At 40.3% G+C, this 14,391-nt stretch carries 8 protein-coding genes; all 8 read left to right on the forward strand.

From position 1 onward, the window contains the following. Positions 1-260 precede the first annotated feature (260 nt). The 8 genes from BM179_RS00340 (at position 261) to BM179_RS00375 (ending at position 14,378) form a co-directional block, all read left to right on the forward strand. On the forward strand, positions 261-3,239 hold the full coding sequence (locus BM179_RS00340; protein ID WP_092010432.1) for a SusC/RagA family TonB-linked outer membrane protein: 2,979 nt from the start codon (positions 261-263) through the stop codon (positions 3,237-3,239). A 14-nt stretch (positions 3,240-3,253) separates the two neighbouring features. Next, positions 3,254-4,786 (forward strand): RagB/SusD family nutrient uptake outer membrane protein, encoded by a 1,533-nt coding sequence (locus BM179_RS00345; RefSeq protein WP_092010435.1) that lies wholly within the window; start codon positions 3,254-3,256, stop codon positions 4,784-4,786. 109 nt (positions 4,787-4,895) lie between these two features. Then, entirely contained in the window at positions 4,896-6,035 is a 1,140-nt protein-coding gene (locus tag BM179_RS00350) for a cellulase family glycosylhydrolase (protein ID WP_092010438.1), read from the forward strand. Positions 6,036-6,041: 6 nt separating this feature from the next. Next, a complete protein-coding gene (locus BM179_RS00355; protein WP_092010441.1) occupies positions 6,042-7,802 on the forward strand; it encodes a sugar-binding protein in 1,761 nt (586 codons plus the stop codon). A gap of 45 nt (positions 7,803-7,847) precedes the next feature. Continuing rightward, complete coding sequence (locus BM179_RS00360; protein WP_092010444.1) at positions 7,848-8,846, forward strand: glycoside hydrolase family 43 protein; 999 nt, start codon at positions 7,848-7,850, stop codon at positions 8,844-8,846. Between the two features lie 357 nt (positions 8,847-9,203). Beyond that, positions 9,204-10,253 carry a glycoside hydrolase family 43 protein gene (locus tag BM179_RS00365; RefSeq protein ID WP_092010447.1) on the forward strand — a complete coding sequence of 350 codons (1,050 nt, stop codon included), beginning with the start codon at positions 9,204-9,206 and terminating at the stop codon, positions 10,251-10,253. Positions 10,254-10,283: 30 nt separating this feature from the next. Further along, the gene (locus BM179_RS00370; protein WP_143095105.1) at positions 10,284-11,375 is read left to right on the forward strand and encodes a glycoside hydrolase family 2 TIM barrel-domain containing protein; all 1,092 of its coding nucleotides are present in this window, start codon (positions 10,284-10,286) and stop codon (positions 11,373-11,375) included. 702 nt (positions 11,376-12,077) lie between these two features. After that, positions 12,078-14,378, forward strand: coding sequence for an arylsulfatase (locus BM179_RS00375; protein ID WP_092010451.1), 2,301 nt, complete (start codon positions 12,078-12,080; stop codon positions 14,376-14,378). Positions 14,379-14,391: the final 13 nt, after the last annotated feature.

The following is a 14,391-nucleotide window of genomic DNA, read 5'->3' on the forward strand; positions in this document are numbered from 1 at the left end:
ATTTGATTTTCTGTTTTCCCGCTGAATAGTGTCTGAATGACATTAATTGAGACGTTTTGAATAAATTTTGAGCCATAAAATCAAAATTTAATGAGTCACTTTGTCCTGTTAATTATAAAAAATCTAAAATAATTACTATTTGAAGGTCTTTTGTACTGAACAACAACCATTTAACTTACAATTTTATGATTCAAAAACATTTACCTCAAAAGCGGGGCATGATACCATCCCCGCATCTTCTTTTTCGAAAGAGAACAGAGATGTTTACTCATTTTTTACTACTGTTTTTCTTATTTTTCTCTACAGTAACCCTTGCCCAGAATACCCGTATTTCCGGCAAAGTTACTGATAAAAAAGGTGTGCCAATTCCGGGAGTAAACGTTAAAATCAAAGGCAGCTCTGCAGGTTCCGCCACTGATGCTGATGGAATATATTCCCTGAATGCTTCCCGGGGAGGTTCATCATTGGTTTTTTCTTTTGTCGGATATACCTCAAAGGAAGTCCCGATCAATGGCCGTACAACAATCGATGTGCAGCTGGACGAAGAAACCACTTCTTTGAACGAAGTGGTAGTAGTAGGTTATGGAACACAGCAGAAGAAAGATTTAACAGGTGCTGTTTCGGTGGTAAAAGCGGCAGATATTCAGAAAAGGCAGGCAACAACTGTTGCTGAAGCAATGCAGGGTCTGGCAACCGGAGTAAATATCCGAGGGGGTGGCCAGCCGGGTTCTGAAGCGAATATTCTGATTCGTGGTTTGAAAAACCTTAGCGGGACGAATCCTCTGTACGTAATTGATGGTCTGATTTCAACCGCCAACAGAGATTTCAACCCGAATGATATTGAATCCATTCAGATTCTGAAAGATGCTTCTGCCGCAGCGATTTATGGTTCAAGGGCAGCAAACGGGGTAATCATCATTACTACCAAAAAAGGGAAAGAAGGTCCGATGAGAATAGATTTCTCAGGAAAAAGCAGCTTGCAGACTATTCCGACTTATAATCTTGCCGGGACAGATGAATTTGCCAGATTGAATAACATGGCATATGATAATGCAGGCGTTTCCCGCCAGAAACTGGATTTAACTACCAACACTGACTGGCAGAAAGAAGCCTTCAGAACCGGAAGTGTCAATGATTATAACCTGACATTCTCGGGTGGGAGCAAGGATGGAAGTTATTTGGTTTCAGCCAATTATTTCGGTAACAAGGGAACAGTTATCAGTACAAAATTTGACCGTTACAGCCTAAGGGTGAATACCTCAGGAACCAAAGGAATTTTCAGAATCGGAGAGAACATTGCAATCAGTAATTCCAGATCTGATGAAATGTCAGGTAATCCTATTATAGATGTTGTTCGTTTGCTGCCGACTATTCCGGTTTACAACAAAGCTAATCCCGGTGGTTACGGATATGGAGATGAAGCCAAAGCACGTACATTTGGTACCAATCCGGTAGCAATTGCCGATTTGGAAGACAGAACCAACGAAAACTTAAGAATCAGAGGTAATCTGTTTTCAGAATTACAGTTTCTGCCTTATTTGAAATATCGCCTGAACTTAGGTTATGAAACCAGCAGCGACCATTATTCTTATCTCAGAAAACAAGGGAACTGGACACTGAATCAGGCATTTGATCCGGCAATTGCCAATGAGAACCGTGCTACTTCTTCTACGCAGCTGATTGAAAATACCCTTTCTTTCAATAAAGTTTTCAAAAAGCATTCACTCAATATTGTGGCAGGCCAGTCTTATCAGAAAGATGAATATGCGCAAATCAATGGTACAAAAAGAAACTTACTGGTAAATCCGACTGGAGGTTATTTCAATGTGCTTGACCAGGGGAATGAACCACAGACAGGAGGTTTCAAAACCCGTTCTGATCTGATCTCATATTTCGGGAGATTTGAGTACAATTATGATGACCGCTATTTGTTAAACGGAGTGGTGAGAAGAGACGGAACTTCCCGTTTCGGGTTTGGTAACCAGTGGGGTAGTTATCCTTCCGTTTCGGGTGCCTGGAAAATCAGCAATGAGAAATTCTTCAATTCTTCATGGATTAACGACCTGAAAGTGAGAGCCAGTTACGGAACATTGGGAAGCAGCAACATCGGACCATACGATTATATTCCTTTGGTTAATACCTTCTCAACAATTGCAATGGGCCGGGACCAGCATATAGAATCCGGGGCAACACAGGTTCAGCTGGCTAATACTAACCTGCACTGGGAAAAGCTCATTCAGCAGAACTATGGTTTTGATGCTTCCTTCCTGAATCATAAACTTTCCCTGACCGCTGAATACTTTATTGCCAGAACGGAGGATGTTTTATTCGGATTTCCGATTGCTATGACGACGGGAAATGACGGAGGAAACCCAAGAGTAAATGGAATCACACTCGGAAATAAAGGCTTTGAATTTACAGCAACATACCGTGAGGATGCAGGCGATTTTAAATATTACGCAACTGCCAATTTAACAACGCTGAATAATAATGTAATCAGCCTGGGTTATAACAGAAATAATACCTATGTAGGGAACACTGTTACGCAAGTCGGCCAGCCTGTCGGAATGTGGTATGTGTTGCAAACGGATGGAATTTTCCAGAATGCTGATGAAGTAAACAGCTATAAAAATGCTAAAGGAGTTACAATTCAACCTAATGCCAAACCCGGAGATATCAGATTTAAGGATAACAATGGCGATGGTCAGATTACTAATTCGGATAAAGTAGTGGTAGGAAGTCCATGGCCGAATTATGAAATAGGTTTGAACTTAGGAGCTTCTTATAAAGGATTCGACTTTTCTATGAACTGGTTCGGGGCATTTGGTGCAACGGTTTTCAACGGACCCCGCAGCGTAATGGATCGTTTTGACGACAACTCTAATTACAGAGCAGGAATTCAACCCTGGACTCCGGATAACCCGAATACAAATGTACCAAGAGCCTATTACGGAACCACGCTCAACTCTCGCGGAGATACAGACCGCTGGTTAGAAAACGGAAGCTTCATGAGATTGAAATTTGTAAGTATTGCCTATAATATTCCAAAAGCCATCGTAAATAAAATCGGATTTGCGAATGCTCAGATCTCTGTTTCGGGACAAAACCTGCTGACATTTACCAAGTACACCGGACTTGATCCTGAGTTCCTGAACGCAAGCATTTTTGAAAAAGGATACGATTATGGCGCTTTCCCTAATGTAAGAATGTACTCAATGGGACTACAGTTTGGATTTTAAAATTGAAACGACTTATGAAAAAAATAAAAATTGCAATACTTCTGGCACTACTTAGCACAGGTTTCTCTGCGTGTCAGGATGATTTACTTGATCAACCAAACCCCAATACACTTACAGAACAACAGTTCTGGAAAAGTGAAAGCGATGCACAGCAGGGAATAAATGCAGCGTATGCCATGTTTTATAAACCCGGTATCTGGAGCAGATGGATGTATTTCAGACTTGATCTTACTTCAGATGAAGGATTCAGTAAAAGTCCCTGGATAGAATTAGGCGACTGGACTCGTTTTCAATACATTAATTACAATTTCTGGGAAGGAAATTCAAATACCTGGAGAGATACCTACAAAGCGATTTTCAGATGTAATCAGGTGCTGGATAAAGTTCCGGGTATACAGTTTACAGACAGCAGGAAGAAAGACCAGATTCTGGCTCAGGCAAAATTTCTGAGAGCTTTACATTATTACTATGCTGCTATCCTTTGGGAAAATGTGCCCCTGGTTTTAAAAACCTCAACTCCCGAAGATTTACCTAAACAAAATACCCTGGAAGAGGTATGGGCGCAAGTGATAAAAGATCTGACAGAAGCCTCCGGGGCATTACCGGGCTCATGGGACGATGCAAATGTCGGGCGTCCTACCAAAGGTGCAGCCATGGCCTTGCTGGGGAAAGTGTATATGCAGCAGCACGACTGGCAGAAAGCGAAAAGTGCTTTCGATTACCTCGTAACTGGTGAAGGGAAAGGATATTATAAGCTTGTCGATAATTTTCAGGATAATTTCACGCATTTGAATGAAAACAATACTGAATCCGTTTTTGAAATCCAGTTTTCTGATGCCAATAAAGGTGCTGACGGAGATAACACCAATGCCAGCATGGGAAATACAAGAGCCCAGTTCTTTGCACCCAGAAGTATAGGCTGGTCTGACGGACAGGCCAGAAACTGGATTGTCGCTGAATTTAAAAAGGAGAAAACCGCTGACGGAAAAATTGATCCGCGATTGAGATACACTTTGTTTTATCCGGGTCTGGAAGCTGATTTCGGGGATAAAATTTATGGAAGAAGCTGGCAATGGGATGCCGATGAAGCATGGTTTAAGAAATATTCCAGAGATTATTACCGCAATAATGAAGACTATTATTCTCAGGTTAATGAAAGAATGATCCGTTATGCAGATATACTCTTACTTTATGCAGAAGCATTGAATGAACTCGGACAAACCGGTGATGCTGTTAAATATGTAGATATGGTTCGCAGTCGCTCTAAAATGCTTCCTTTAACAACTGCCTATCCTGAAACGGGAACTGATAAAGATAAATTCAGAGAACGTTTGAAAATCGAAAGAGAATTGGAATTATGTGGTGAAAGTTTGAGATGGGTTGACTTAAAACGTTGGGGAGATCTTGACGTACAGTCTAAAGTTGATGTTATTTCTCAGCGTGATCCTGATTTCAAAAACTTCGTTCCAGGCAAACATAATCGTCTGCCTATTCCTCAGAATGAAGTGGAAAACAATATTAACCTCAAACAAAATAAAGGGTATTAATATGCCGGAATCAGGAAGGAAGTCTTTCTTCCTGATTCCCGTTTTCTGAAATTCGAATAAATGGTTGTATATCAATAAATTATACACCGGTTTTTAACTTACAGTACGTATGAAATTGATTAAAATTATAGCATTAATAGTTGGAAGTCTGTTTTTTCAGGGATGCTTATCCAAACAACAGCATAACACCGAAACATTAAATGCCAGAGAGATCTGGACGAAAGAGCATGCAAAAAGCTGGTACAACAAACAGGGATGGCTTGTCGGAGCAAATTTTATTCCCAGTACTGCTGTTAACCAGCTCGAAATGTGGCAGTCGGATACTTTCGACAGTTTAACGATTGACAAAGAGTCAGGCTTTGCTGAATCTCTTGGCATGAATACCTCAAGGGTGTTTCTGCATGATTTACTTTTTGAGGAAGATTCACTTGGTTTTTATAAGAAAATAGACACTTTTCTGAAAATTTCGGAAAAACATCATATCAAACCTCTGTTCGTATTGTTCGATTCCTGCTGGGATCCTTTCCCTAAAACCGGAAAGCAGAGAGCCCCGAAACCTTTTGTACATAATTCAGGATGGGTGCAAAGTCCCGGATATTATGCTTTGAAAGATTCTGCTCAATATCCGCGGTTGGAAAAATATGTGAAAGGAATTCTTGCCCGTTTTGCCAATGATAACCGCATTTTAGGCTGGGACCTCTGGAATGAACCGGATAATCCGACCGGGCCATCTTATGAGAAAGTTGATTTACCTGACAAAGTGAGCTATGTGTTGCCATTGCTGAAAAAAACTTTTCAGTGGGCACGCTCTGTAAACCCTTCACAGCCTCTTACCTCTGGTGTTTGGGTGGGCGATTGGTCAGTTCATGAGAAAATGAAACCAATTGAGAAACTGCAACTGGAAGAATCCGATATTATTTCATTTCATAATTACGATAGTCCGGAAGAATTTGAAAAAAGAATCAAACTGCTGCAAAGATATGATCGCCCGATTATCTGTACCGAGTACATGGCAAGACCAAACGGAAGTACTTTTCAGGGGGATTTACCGATCGCAAAAAAATATAACGTCGGCATGTTTAACTGGGGATTTGTCAGCGGAAAAAGCCAGACTATTTATCCCTGGGATAGCTGGACAAAAGCCTATTCTGCTGAACCGAAACTATGGTTTCATGATATTTTCAGACAGGATGGCACGCCTTATATTAAAGAAGAAGCAGAAGTTTTCAGAAAATTGACCGGGAAATAAATTCAGATGAAAATAAAACGGATCATCTCCATCTTTCTGGGAAGCATAACTTTGGTAGCAGGCTGCGGAAAAAGTGTCGTGATAAACCCCGGCAAACAAAATAATACTGAAGAAACAATTCAGTCTGAAACACCGGTTAACGGAATCCGTATTGCCTGGGATTATACTACTTTGCGTAAAGTATCCTCTTCAGCTTCCGGCGAAAAATACTGCGGATATGCCAGAATGATTCAATTACACGATCAGTCACTGATGTGTGTATATGAAGCGGATGGAAATATCAAGGTGGTAAAAAGCAAAGATCTTGGAAATTCATGGTCTCAACCCCTTACCATTGCAGCAAGACAGGAAGGAATCAATATGGCGGTTCCGGATATACTTGAACTGAAAGACCAGTCGATTCTGGTATGTTATAATCCAAGACCTTACCTGACAGACCCTTCCCGCAGGTTTGCGATCAGAACGATAAAAAGTTATGACGGAGGGATTTCCTGGAAAGATGAGCGATTATTGTATGAAGCAGGTTATCAGTTTGAAAATGGCTGCTGGGAACCTGCCGCTGTTCAGTTGCCCAACGGAGAAATTCAGCTCTTTTTTGCCAATGAAGGAATTTACCCTTATTCTGATGAGCAGAATATTTCCATGCTCAGTTCGGCAGACAATGGAATGAGCTGGTCGAAAAGTCCGAAAATTGTAAGTTTCAGAGCCGGGAAAAGAGATGGAATGCCTTCTCCGCTTTTGCTGAAAAACGGGAAAGATATCGTCTTTTCAATTGAGGACAATGGTTTTACCAATTTCAAACCTTATCTCATTCGCAGTACGCTTCAGAATAACTGGCAGGAAACAGTAAGTGCTCAGAGTACAAACAGAAATTATGCACTTTTTGAGAAAATTGATGATGAAATTTATGCAGGCGCACCTTATCTGAGACAATTGCAAAGCGGAGAAACTATTTTATCTTATCAGGGAACAGAAGACCGTACCAATAAAATGGATTTCTCCGAAATGAAAGTCGTAATAGGAGATGAGAACGCCCTGAATTTCAGCAGAAAATCTGTGCCCTTTGTGATTCCGGCCGATAAATCAGGTTTATGGAACAGTCTGTCGGTTATTCAGGATAATACCGTGGTGGCACTTACAAGTACCAATGCTTTCAGCAATAATTCAGAAGTATGGATGATAAAAGGAATGGCTATTCCTGAACTGGAAGCTTATAAAAGTCAGATCAAGGTAGACGGCATGTTAAATGAAGATCCCTGGAAAGGGCTGTTTCCGGTATTTGTCGGACAAAAAAGCCGGACACAGGCCAGGGGCAACATGGCATTTGATGAAAATTATCTTTATCTCTCTGCAGATGTCAGAGATGAAAATGTCTATGTAACTTCATCTGCAGACCAAAATGACGGGATCGTTTATTCAATTGATGCTCTGAACAAAGCTACTGATAAACCAGCAGAAGGAATCTTTCAGTTCTTTCTTACAGCTGATAATAAGCTGATTGTCAGAGAGGGATCAAAGGCAGAATGGGTAGAAAAATCAGGTTTTTCCGGAATACAGACTCAAAGCCTGAAAACAGGAAATGGATATGTTCAGGAATTGGCAATTCCCTGGAAAATACTGGGAGGAAAGCCTGGCCCTGGTTCCAGGATAGGTTTTAACCTGAGCTTACAGGAAAATACAGGAAAAAGCAGGGCGGAATACATTGAACCTGTTTCCGGAAATCTCCCGGACGCTTCCTATACATGGTGCAGTTTGTTTTTAAAATAACTAATCAGACATACTTTTCATAATTTATAACTCTCTGGTGTGCAAATGAATTGGAACAGAAAAAGAATCAGCAAAAAATGGAAAACAGTTTTATGGATAATCGTTTTATCTTCAATAAGCCAGCTGAAAGCCTTAAGTCAGGCTGGTCAGGATACAGATAAGCAGATTTATCTGGCAGATCCGGCCATTTTCCGTTCAGATAAGACCTATTATCTCTATGGAACGGTAGAAGGAAATGCAGGATCTGGATTTAAGGTATATACATCAACCGATCAGAAAAACTGGCAGGATAAAGGATATGCCCTTAAAAAAGGAGAAGCTTTTGGCAACGGAGGCTTTTGGGCCCCTCAGGTTTTTTCTTACAAAAAGAAATATTACATAGCTTATGTGGCTGATGAACAAATAGCTATCGCAGAGAGTAACAGCCCTTTGGGACCATTTGTACAGAAAGAAATGAGAGCACTTAAAGCATCTGTTAAACAGATAGATCCTTTTGTTTATTTCGACAACGATGGCAAAATATACCTTTATCATGTCAGATTAGCGAAAGGGAACAGACTTTTCGTCGCTGAATTGAATGAAGAATTAACTGATATTAAACCGGAAACCCTGAAGGAATGCATTTCAGCAACGGAGCCCTGGGAGAATACTGCGAATGCAGAATGGCCTGTTGCTGAAGGTCCGACTGTAATGAAACGAAATGGACTTTATTATCTTTTTTATACCGCTAATGATTTCAGAAATCCTGACTATGCGGTAGGTTATGCCACCAGCACCAGCCCTTATGGTCCCTGGCAGAAATATGAGGGAAATCCGATTCTGAGCAGAAAGAATATCGGGCAGAACGGAACAGGGCACGGTGATTTTTTCAGAGATGCAGACGGGAAACTGAATTACGTTTTTCATACCCACAATTCAGCAGAAAAAGTGGCTAAAAGAAGAACCGCAGTTATTCAGTTTCATATGCTGAAAAAACAGGGAAAAACAGCTGTTTTTGAACCTGAGCAAAATACTTTTCATTACCTCAAAGTAACAGATAACTAAGTGAAAAACTTTAATATTTAAATTACCTGTTCCCTAAACTTTAAAATTTGGACAATCATAGGAGACGCCTTATCTTCTAAACCTAATGGCTTTTTCCGGTTATCGGGCTCAGCATGTTTGATTTGACACTTTACTCAAAAACATGCTTTTTATCAGGAGAATCAGAGGATGCTAAAACAGCAGATGCTTTGAAACAGACTTCGCTGAAACTCCTGAAGGCCTGTTTATTGATAAGGAATATCCTTTGTCCCGGTTTTGAAATTGCAGGAATTTATTGAAGACTGGTCAAACGTTGCAGCATGAAAGTAAAAATAAATTTAATATATTGATTGTCAGGAATAAGGTAAAACTAAAACAATGAAAAAAGTAAACCAGAAAGTAATATTAACCATGATTTGTCTGCTGGCTGCCATCATACAGTCAAACGGGCAATCCACCTTTACCAATCCGCTTTTGCCTTCCGGTGCAGATCCCTGGAGCATTTATAAAGATGGATACTATTATTATACCAATACAATGCAGGATAAATTGGTGATATGGAAAACCGGAAATTTGGCAGACCTTGCTACCGCAGAAAGTAAAACAATCTGGACACCGTCGGCAGGAACGATGCATTCAAAAGAACTCTGGGCTCCGGAATTACATTTTTTACAGGGGAAATGGTATATGTATTTTGCCGCAGATGATGGTAAAAATGATAACCACAGAATGTATGTTCTCGAAAATGCCTCAAAAGATCCTATGAAAGGAGAGTGGATATTTAAAGGAAAAGTGTCAGAAGCTTCTGATAAATGGGCAATTGACGGAGATGTTTTTGAACACCTGGGACAATTATACATGATTTGGTCAGGATGGGAAGGAGATGTAAACGGACAACAGAATATTTATATCGCAAAAATGAAAAATCCCTGGACAATAGAAGGAAAGAGAGCAAAGCTTTCCGGTTCGGATTATGACTGGGAGAAACATGGTGACCTGCATGACAAATACAATCCTCCTCATGTAAATGTCAATGAAGGTCCTCAGATTCTAAAACATGGAAAGAAAATATTTGTAATTTATTCTGCAAGCGGTTGCTGGACAGATTTTTATGCTTTAGGGATGCTTACTGCTGAGGCCTCAGCAGATTTAATGAATCCTGAAAACTGGAAAAAAACAGCCCAGCCTGTTTTTAAACAATCTCCTGAAAATGGCGTTTTTGCACCCGGACATAATTCTTTCTTTAAATCACCTGATGGCAAAGAAGACTGGATCTTATACCATGCCAATGCGGAATCGGGACAAGGCTGCGGACAGCATCGTTCTCCCAGAGCTCAGAAATTTGGCTGGAAAGCAGACGGAACACCGGATTTTGGCAAACCCGTAAAAGCAGGTGAGAAAATCAACATACCTTCAGGTAAAAATTAATTCATTGTATTACTATAAATCTTTTTAAAAATGAAAATGTTAAAAAGCTGTTTAATCCCGGGAATACTGGCATGTCTTCTCTTTCTGAATTTTACGCCGAAAAAGGCTGATTTAATACAGAAACCCAGAGCGATCTGGACTGTAGAAAAGGCAAAAACATGGTATAAAAAGTGGGGATGGCTCCGTGGCAGCGATTTTATTCCCAGTACCGCCATTAATCAGCTGGAAATGTGGCAGGCAGAATCGTTTGATCCTGCTACAATTGATAGGGAATTAGGTTATGCAGAAAGTGCCGGATTAAATTCAATGCGTGTTTATTTACACCATAAAGCCTGGGAAATTGATAAAACCGGCTTCAAGAAACGTGTAGGAACATACCTGGATATTGCGGCAAAACATCATATTTCAACCATTTTTGTATTATTTGATGACTGCTGGAATCCAACTTATAAAGCCGGAAAGCAACCTGATCCGAAACCGGGAATTCATAATTCAGGCTGGGTACGTGATCCGGGGGATCTGATTCATCAGGACAATGCCCTGACTGAAACGCTTGAAATTTACGTGAAAGATGTTTTGACAACTTTCGGACATGATAAAAGAATTGTGCTTTGGGACTTATATAATGAACCGGGTAATTCTGGTTATCGTAATAAAAGCATGCCATTACTGAAAAAAGTTTTCGAATGGGGTAGAGAAGTAAATCCGGATCAGCCTCTTTCTGCAGGGGTTTGGGACAAGAAATTAAAAGAACTTTCTGATTTCCAGCTTAAAAATTCTGACGTTACAACCTATCATAATTACGGAGATCCAATCGATCACCAAAAATGGATTGATACTCTAAGAAGCGTTTCAAAACGCCCGCTGATTTGTACCGAATATATGGCACGTTCAAGAAACAGCCTTTTTAGTAATATCATGCCGATTTTGAAAAAAGAGAACATCGGAGCATACAACTGGGGGTTGGTTGCAGGTAAAACCAATACGATCTACGCCTGGGATACTCCAATGCCGGACGGAGGTGAACCAAAATTATGGTTCCATGACATCTTTACAAAAGATGGTAAACCATATAAACAGGAAGAACTGGATGTAATTAAAAAGCTTACCGGTAAGAAATAAAAGATTACATTCTTAAAAAAAGGTAAAAATCAATTGCCCGAAAGGTTTGATTTTTACCTTTTTTATGTCTGATATAGAATAATACTGAGTAGAAATGACTAAATTTTTGCTATAAAAGAGCCTTTAAAATAAAATAACCGCAGTTTTCTGAAAAATATTTGGAAGTTTAGATTTTATTAAACAACTTTGCCTATCGAAATTATAGAGTAATTAAAATTTTCCTTGTTAACCACCAGCAGGTAAAATTTAAGCAGTTATCACATTCTTTAATCTAAAAAGAAACAATGAAAAATTGTGAACTATTATCACGTCCTGAAAGGACGTCAGAGGTGGTTTTTTCATATCCGGATCCCTCATATCAACCTTGCTGTTGTTGCTAACAGAAGAGTCTTTCCCTTTAATTTTCCAATGAAACTCCTGACTGATTGAATCCTTATCAGATCCTGAGATAATTCTTTAGGTTTTCTACAACCGGTTTGTCTTGAATGACCCGGTACGCAAATTTAATTTATTGGCAGTATTCTGACAGGTATGACAAATTTTTCCGTTCCGGGAAATTTGCGGTACTGCACGAATATACTATACCGTAAAATAATCTGTTCTCAGGATTTTCTTGGGATCAGGCAGGTTTTTATGGAAAATACCGTTCAATTTCAATTAAACACGTTGCTGAAAAAGCGGACGAATTAAAACAACTCTCCAATGAAAAAGATTTTACCTATATATTCAGTTAACAGAAATATAATCAGATCGATAGCAGCAGTTACCTTTCTGGCAATATTTACCGGAAAAAATGCCAGTGCTCAATACAGTCCGACGATACCTTTTACCGGAAAGCTCGGAAAAACAGTTTCTGAAACCAGACAGGTCTGGCAGGACCGGAATAAAGCGGCCAAAGGCGCACCAAATGTTGTATGGATCCTGCTGGATGATGTGGGTTTCGGTGCAACCAGTGCTTTTGGAGGATTAATTGAGACGCCAAATCTGGATAGTCTGGCTAATAATGGATTACGATATACTAATTTTCATACAACAGCCATCTGCTCCCCTACAAGAGCAGCTTTGTTGACAGGCAGAAATTCTCATTCAGTTCATATGGGATTGTTTCCGCAGACTGCCATCGGAACACCGGGCTATGATGGATATCTGCCTTTTGAAAAAGCAACTATCGCTGAAATTTTAAGAGAAAACGGTTACAATACGTATGCCTTGGGAAAATGGCATCTTACACCTTATGCGGATGCTTCTCCGGCCGGACCATTCAACCGCTGGCCTACCGGGAGAGGATTTGACCATTATTATGGTTTCCTTTCCGGTTCAACAGATCAGTATCATCCTCAGGTCTGGGAAGATACCAGAAAAGTAGATGTTGAACCCGCTTCAAAGCATTTTACTACTTTAATTGCCGACAAAGCAATCGGCTATATTGCCGAACAAAAGTCAGTGGCAGCGAATAAACCATTCTTCCTGTATTTCGCCCCGGGAGCAGGTCATGCACCTCATCAGGTTGACAAAGTCTGGTCGGATAAATACAAAGGAAAATTTGATAAAGGCTGGGATGCTTACCGCACAGAGGTTTTAGCGAGACAAATTAAACTGGGTCTCGTTCCCAAAGAAACCGTTTTACCGGATAGAAATGCCTCTTTGAAAGCCTGGGAATCACTTTCTGCCAATGAAAAGAAACTGTATGCCCGCTTTTTTGAAGTGTATGCAGGCTTTGTTTCACATACAGATTATGAAATTGGTCGTGTGCTGAATTACCTGAAAGAAATCGGTCAGTTAGATAACACCCTGGTTTTTGTTTCAATCGGTGACAATGGAGCGAGTAAGGAAGGAACGTTTGTCGGACAAATAAATAATTTTGACCCTTCCTGGACGGAGGAACAAAGACTTCAGAAAAATATCGAACAGATAGAGCTCCTGGGAACAGAAAAATCAAGACCCAATTATCCTCTGGGCTGGGCGCAGGCTACCAACACACCTTTTAAACACTGGAAGCAGGATGCCAATTCTGAAGGTGGTACGCATAATCCTCTCATCGTTTTTTATCCGAAAGGAATTAAGGAAAAAGGTGGAATCAGAAATCAATACAGCCATGTCATTGACATTCTGCCTACAACCATCGAACTGACCGGTGCAAAGGTTCCTACTATTCTGAATGGATATCCTCAGGAACCTATAGAAGGAACCAGTCTGGTTTACAGCCTTGAATATGCCGGTGCACCAGGCCGCCATACCATTCAGCATTATGAAATTATGGGATCAAGATCTATTTATAAAGATGGATGGAAGGCCGGAACACTGCATAAAAAAGGAGGGGACTTCAGTAAAGATGTCTGGGAATTATACAATTTGAATGAAGACATCAACGAACGGTTTGACCTGGCTGCCAGATTTCCCGAAAAACTGAAAGAATTGCAGGAACTCTTTGATGCTCAGGCATGGAAATACAATGTTTATCCCTTAAAAGATGAGTCGATCCCATCAACACCTCCTTCTGTTTTTGACAGTACCAATCATATTGTGCTGTACGCAGGAATCAAACAGGCATTTGATGGACTGGCACCGAGACTGAATAACAAATCGTTTACCTTAACGGCAGAAACTAATATCAGCAAACCAGCAGAAGGGGTTTTATTCTCCTCAGGTGGCTGGTCGGCCGGAATAAGCTTTTACATTCAGAATAATACGCTTCAGTTTGTTTACAATAACGGGGTTGAAAAGACCTATATCTCCGCTAAAAAACCACTTTCGACCGGGAAACTTCAACTGAAGTTTGAATTTAAATATGATGGCGGACAGACCGGAGCTGGCGGTACAGGAATTCTCTATGTAAATAATGAAAAAGTTGGAGAAGGACGTATTGAGAAAACCTTGAAAGCAGCTCTCGGGAATTATGAAAGTATAGAAATCGGAAAGGATCTTGTTTCTCCAGTCACAGAAAAGTACAAAATACCTTTTGAATTTAACGGCAAGCTGAATACTGTTACAATTGATTACTAAGAGGCCGTCAATT

The organism is Pseudarcicella hirudinis (assembly GCF_900115665.1).
In the GTDB taxonomy this organism is placed as follows: Bacteria; Bacteroidota; Bacteroidia; order Cytophagales; family Spirosomataceae; genus Pseudarcicella; species Pseudarcicella hirudinis.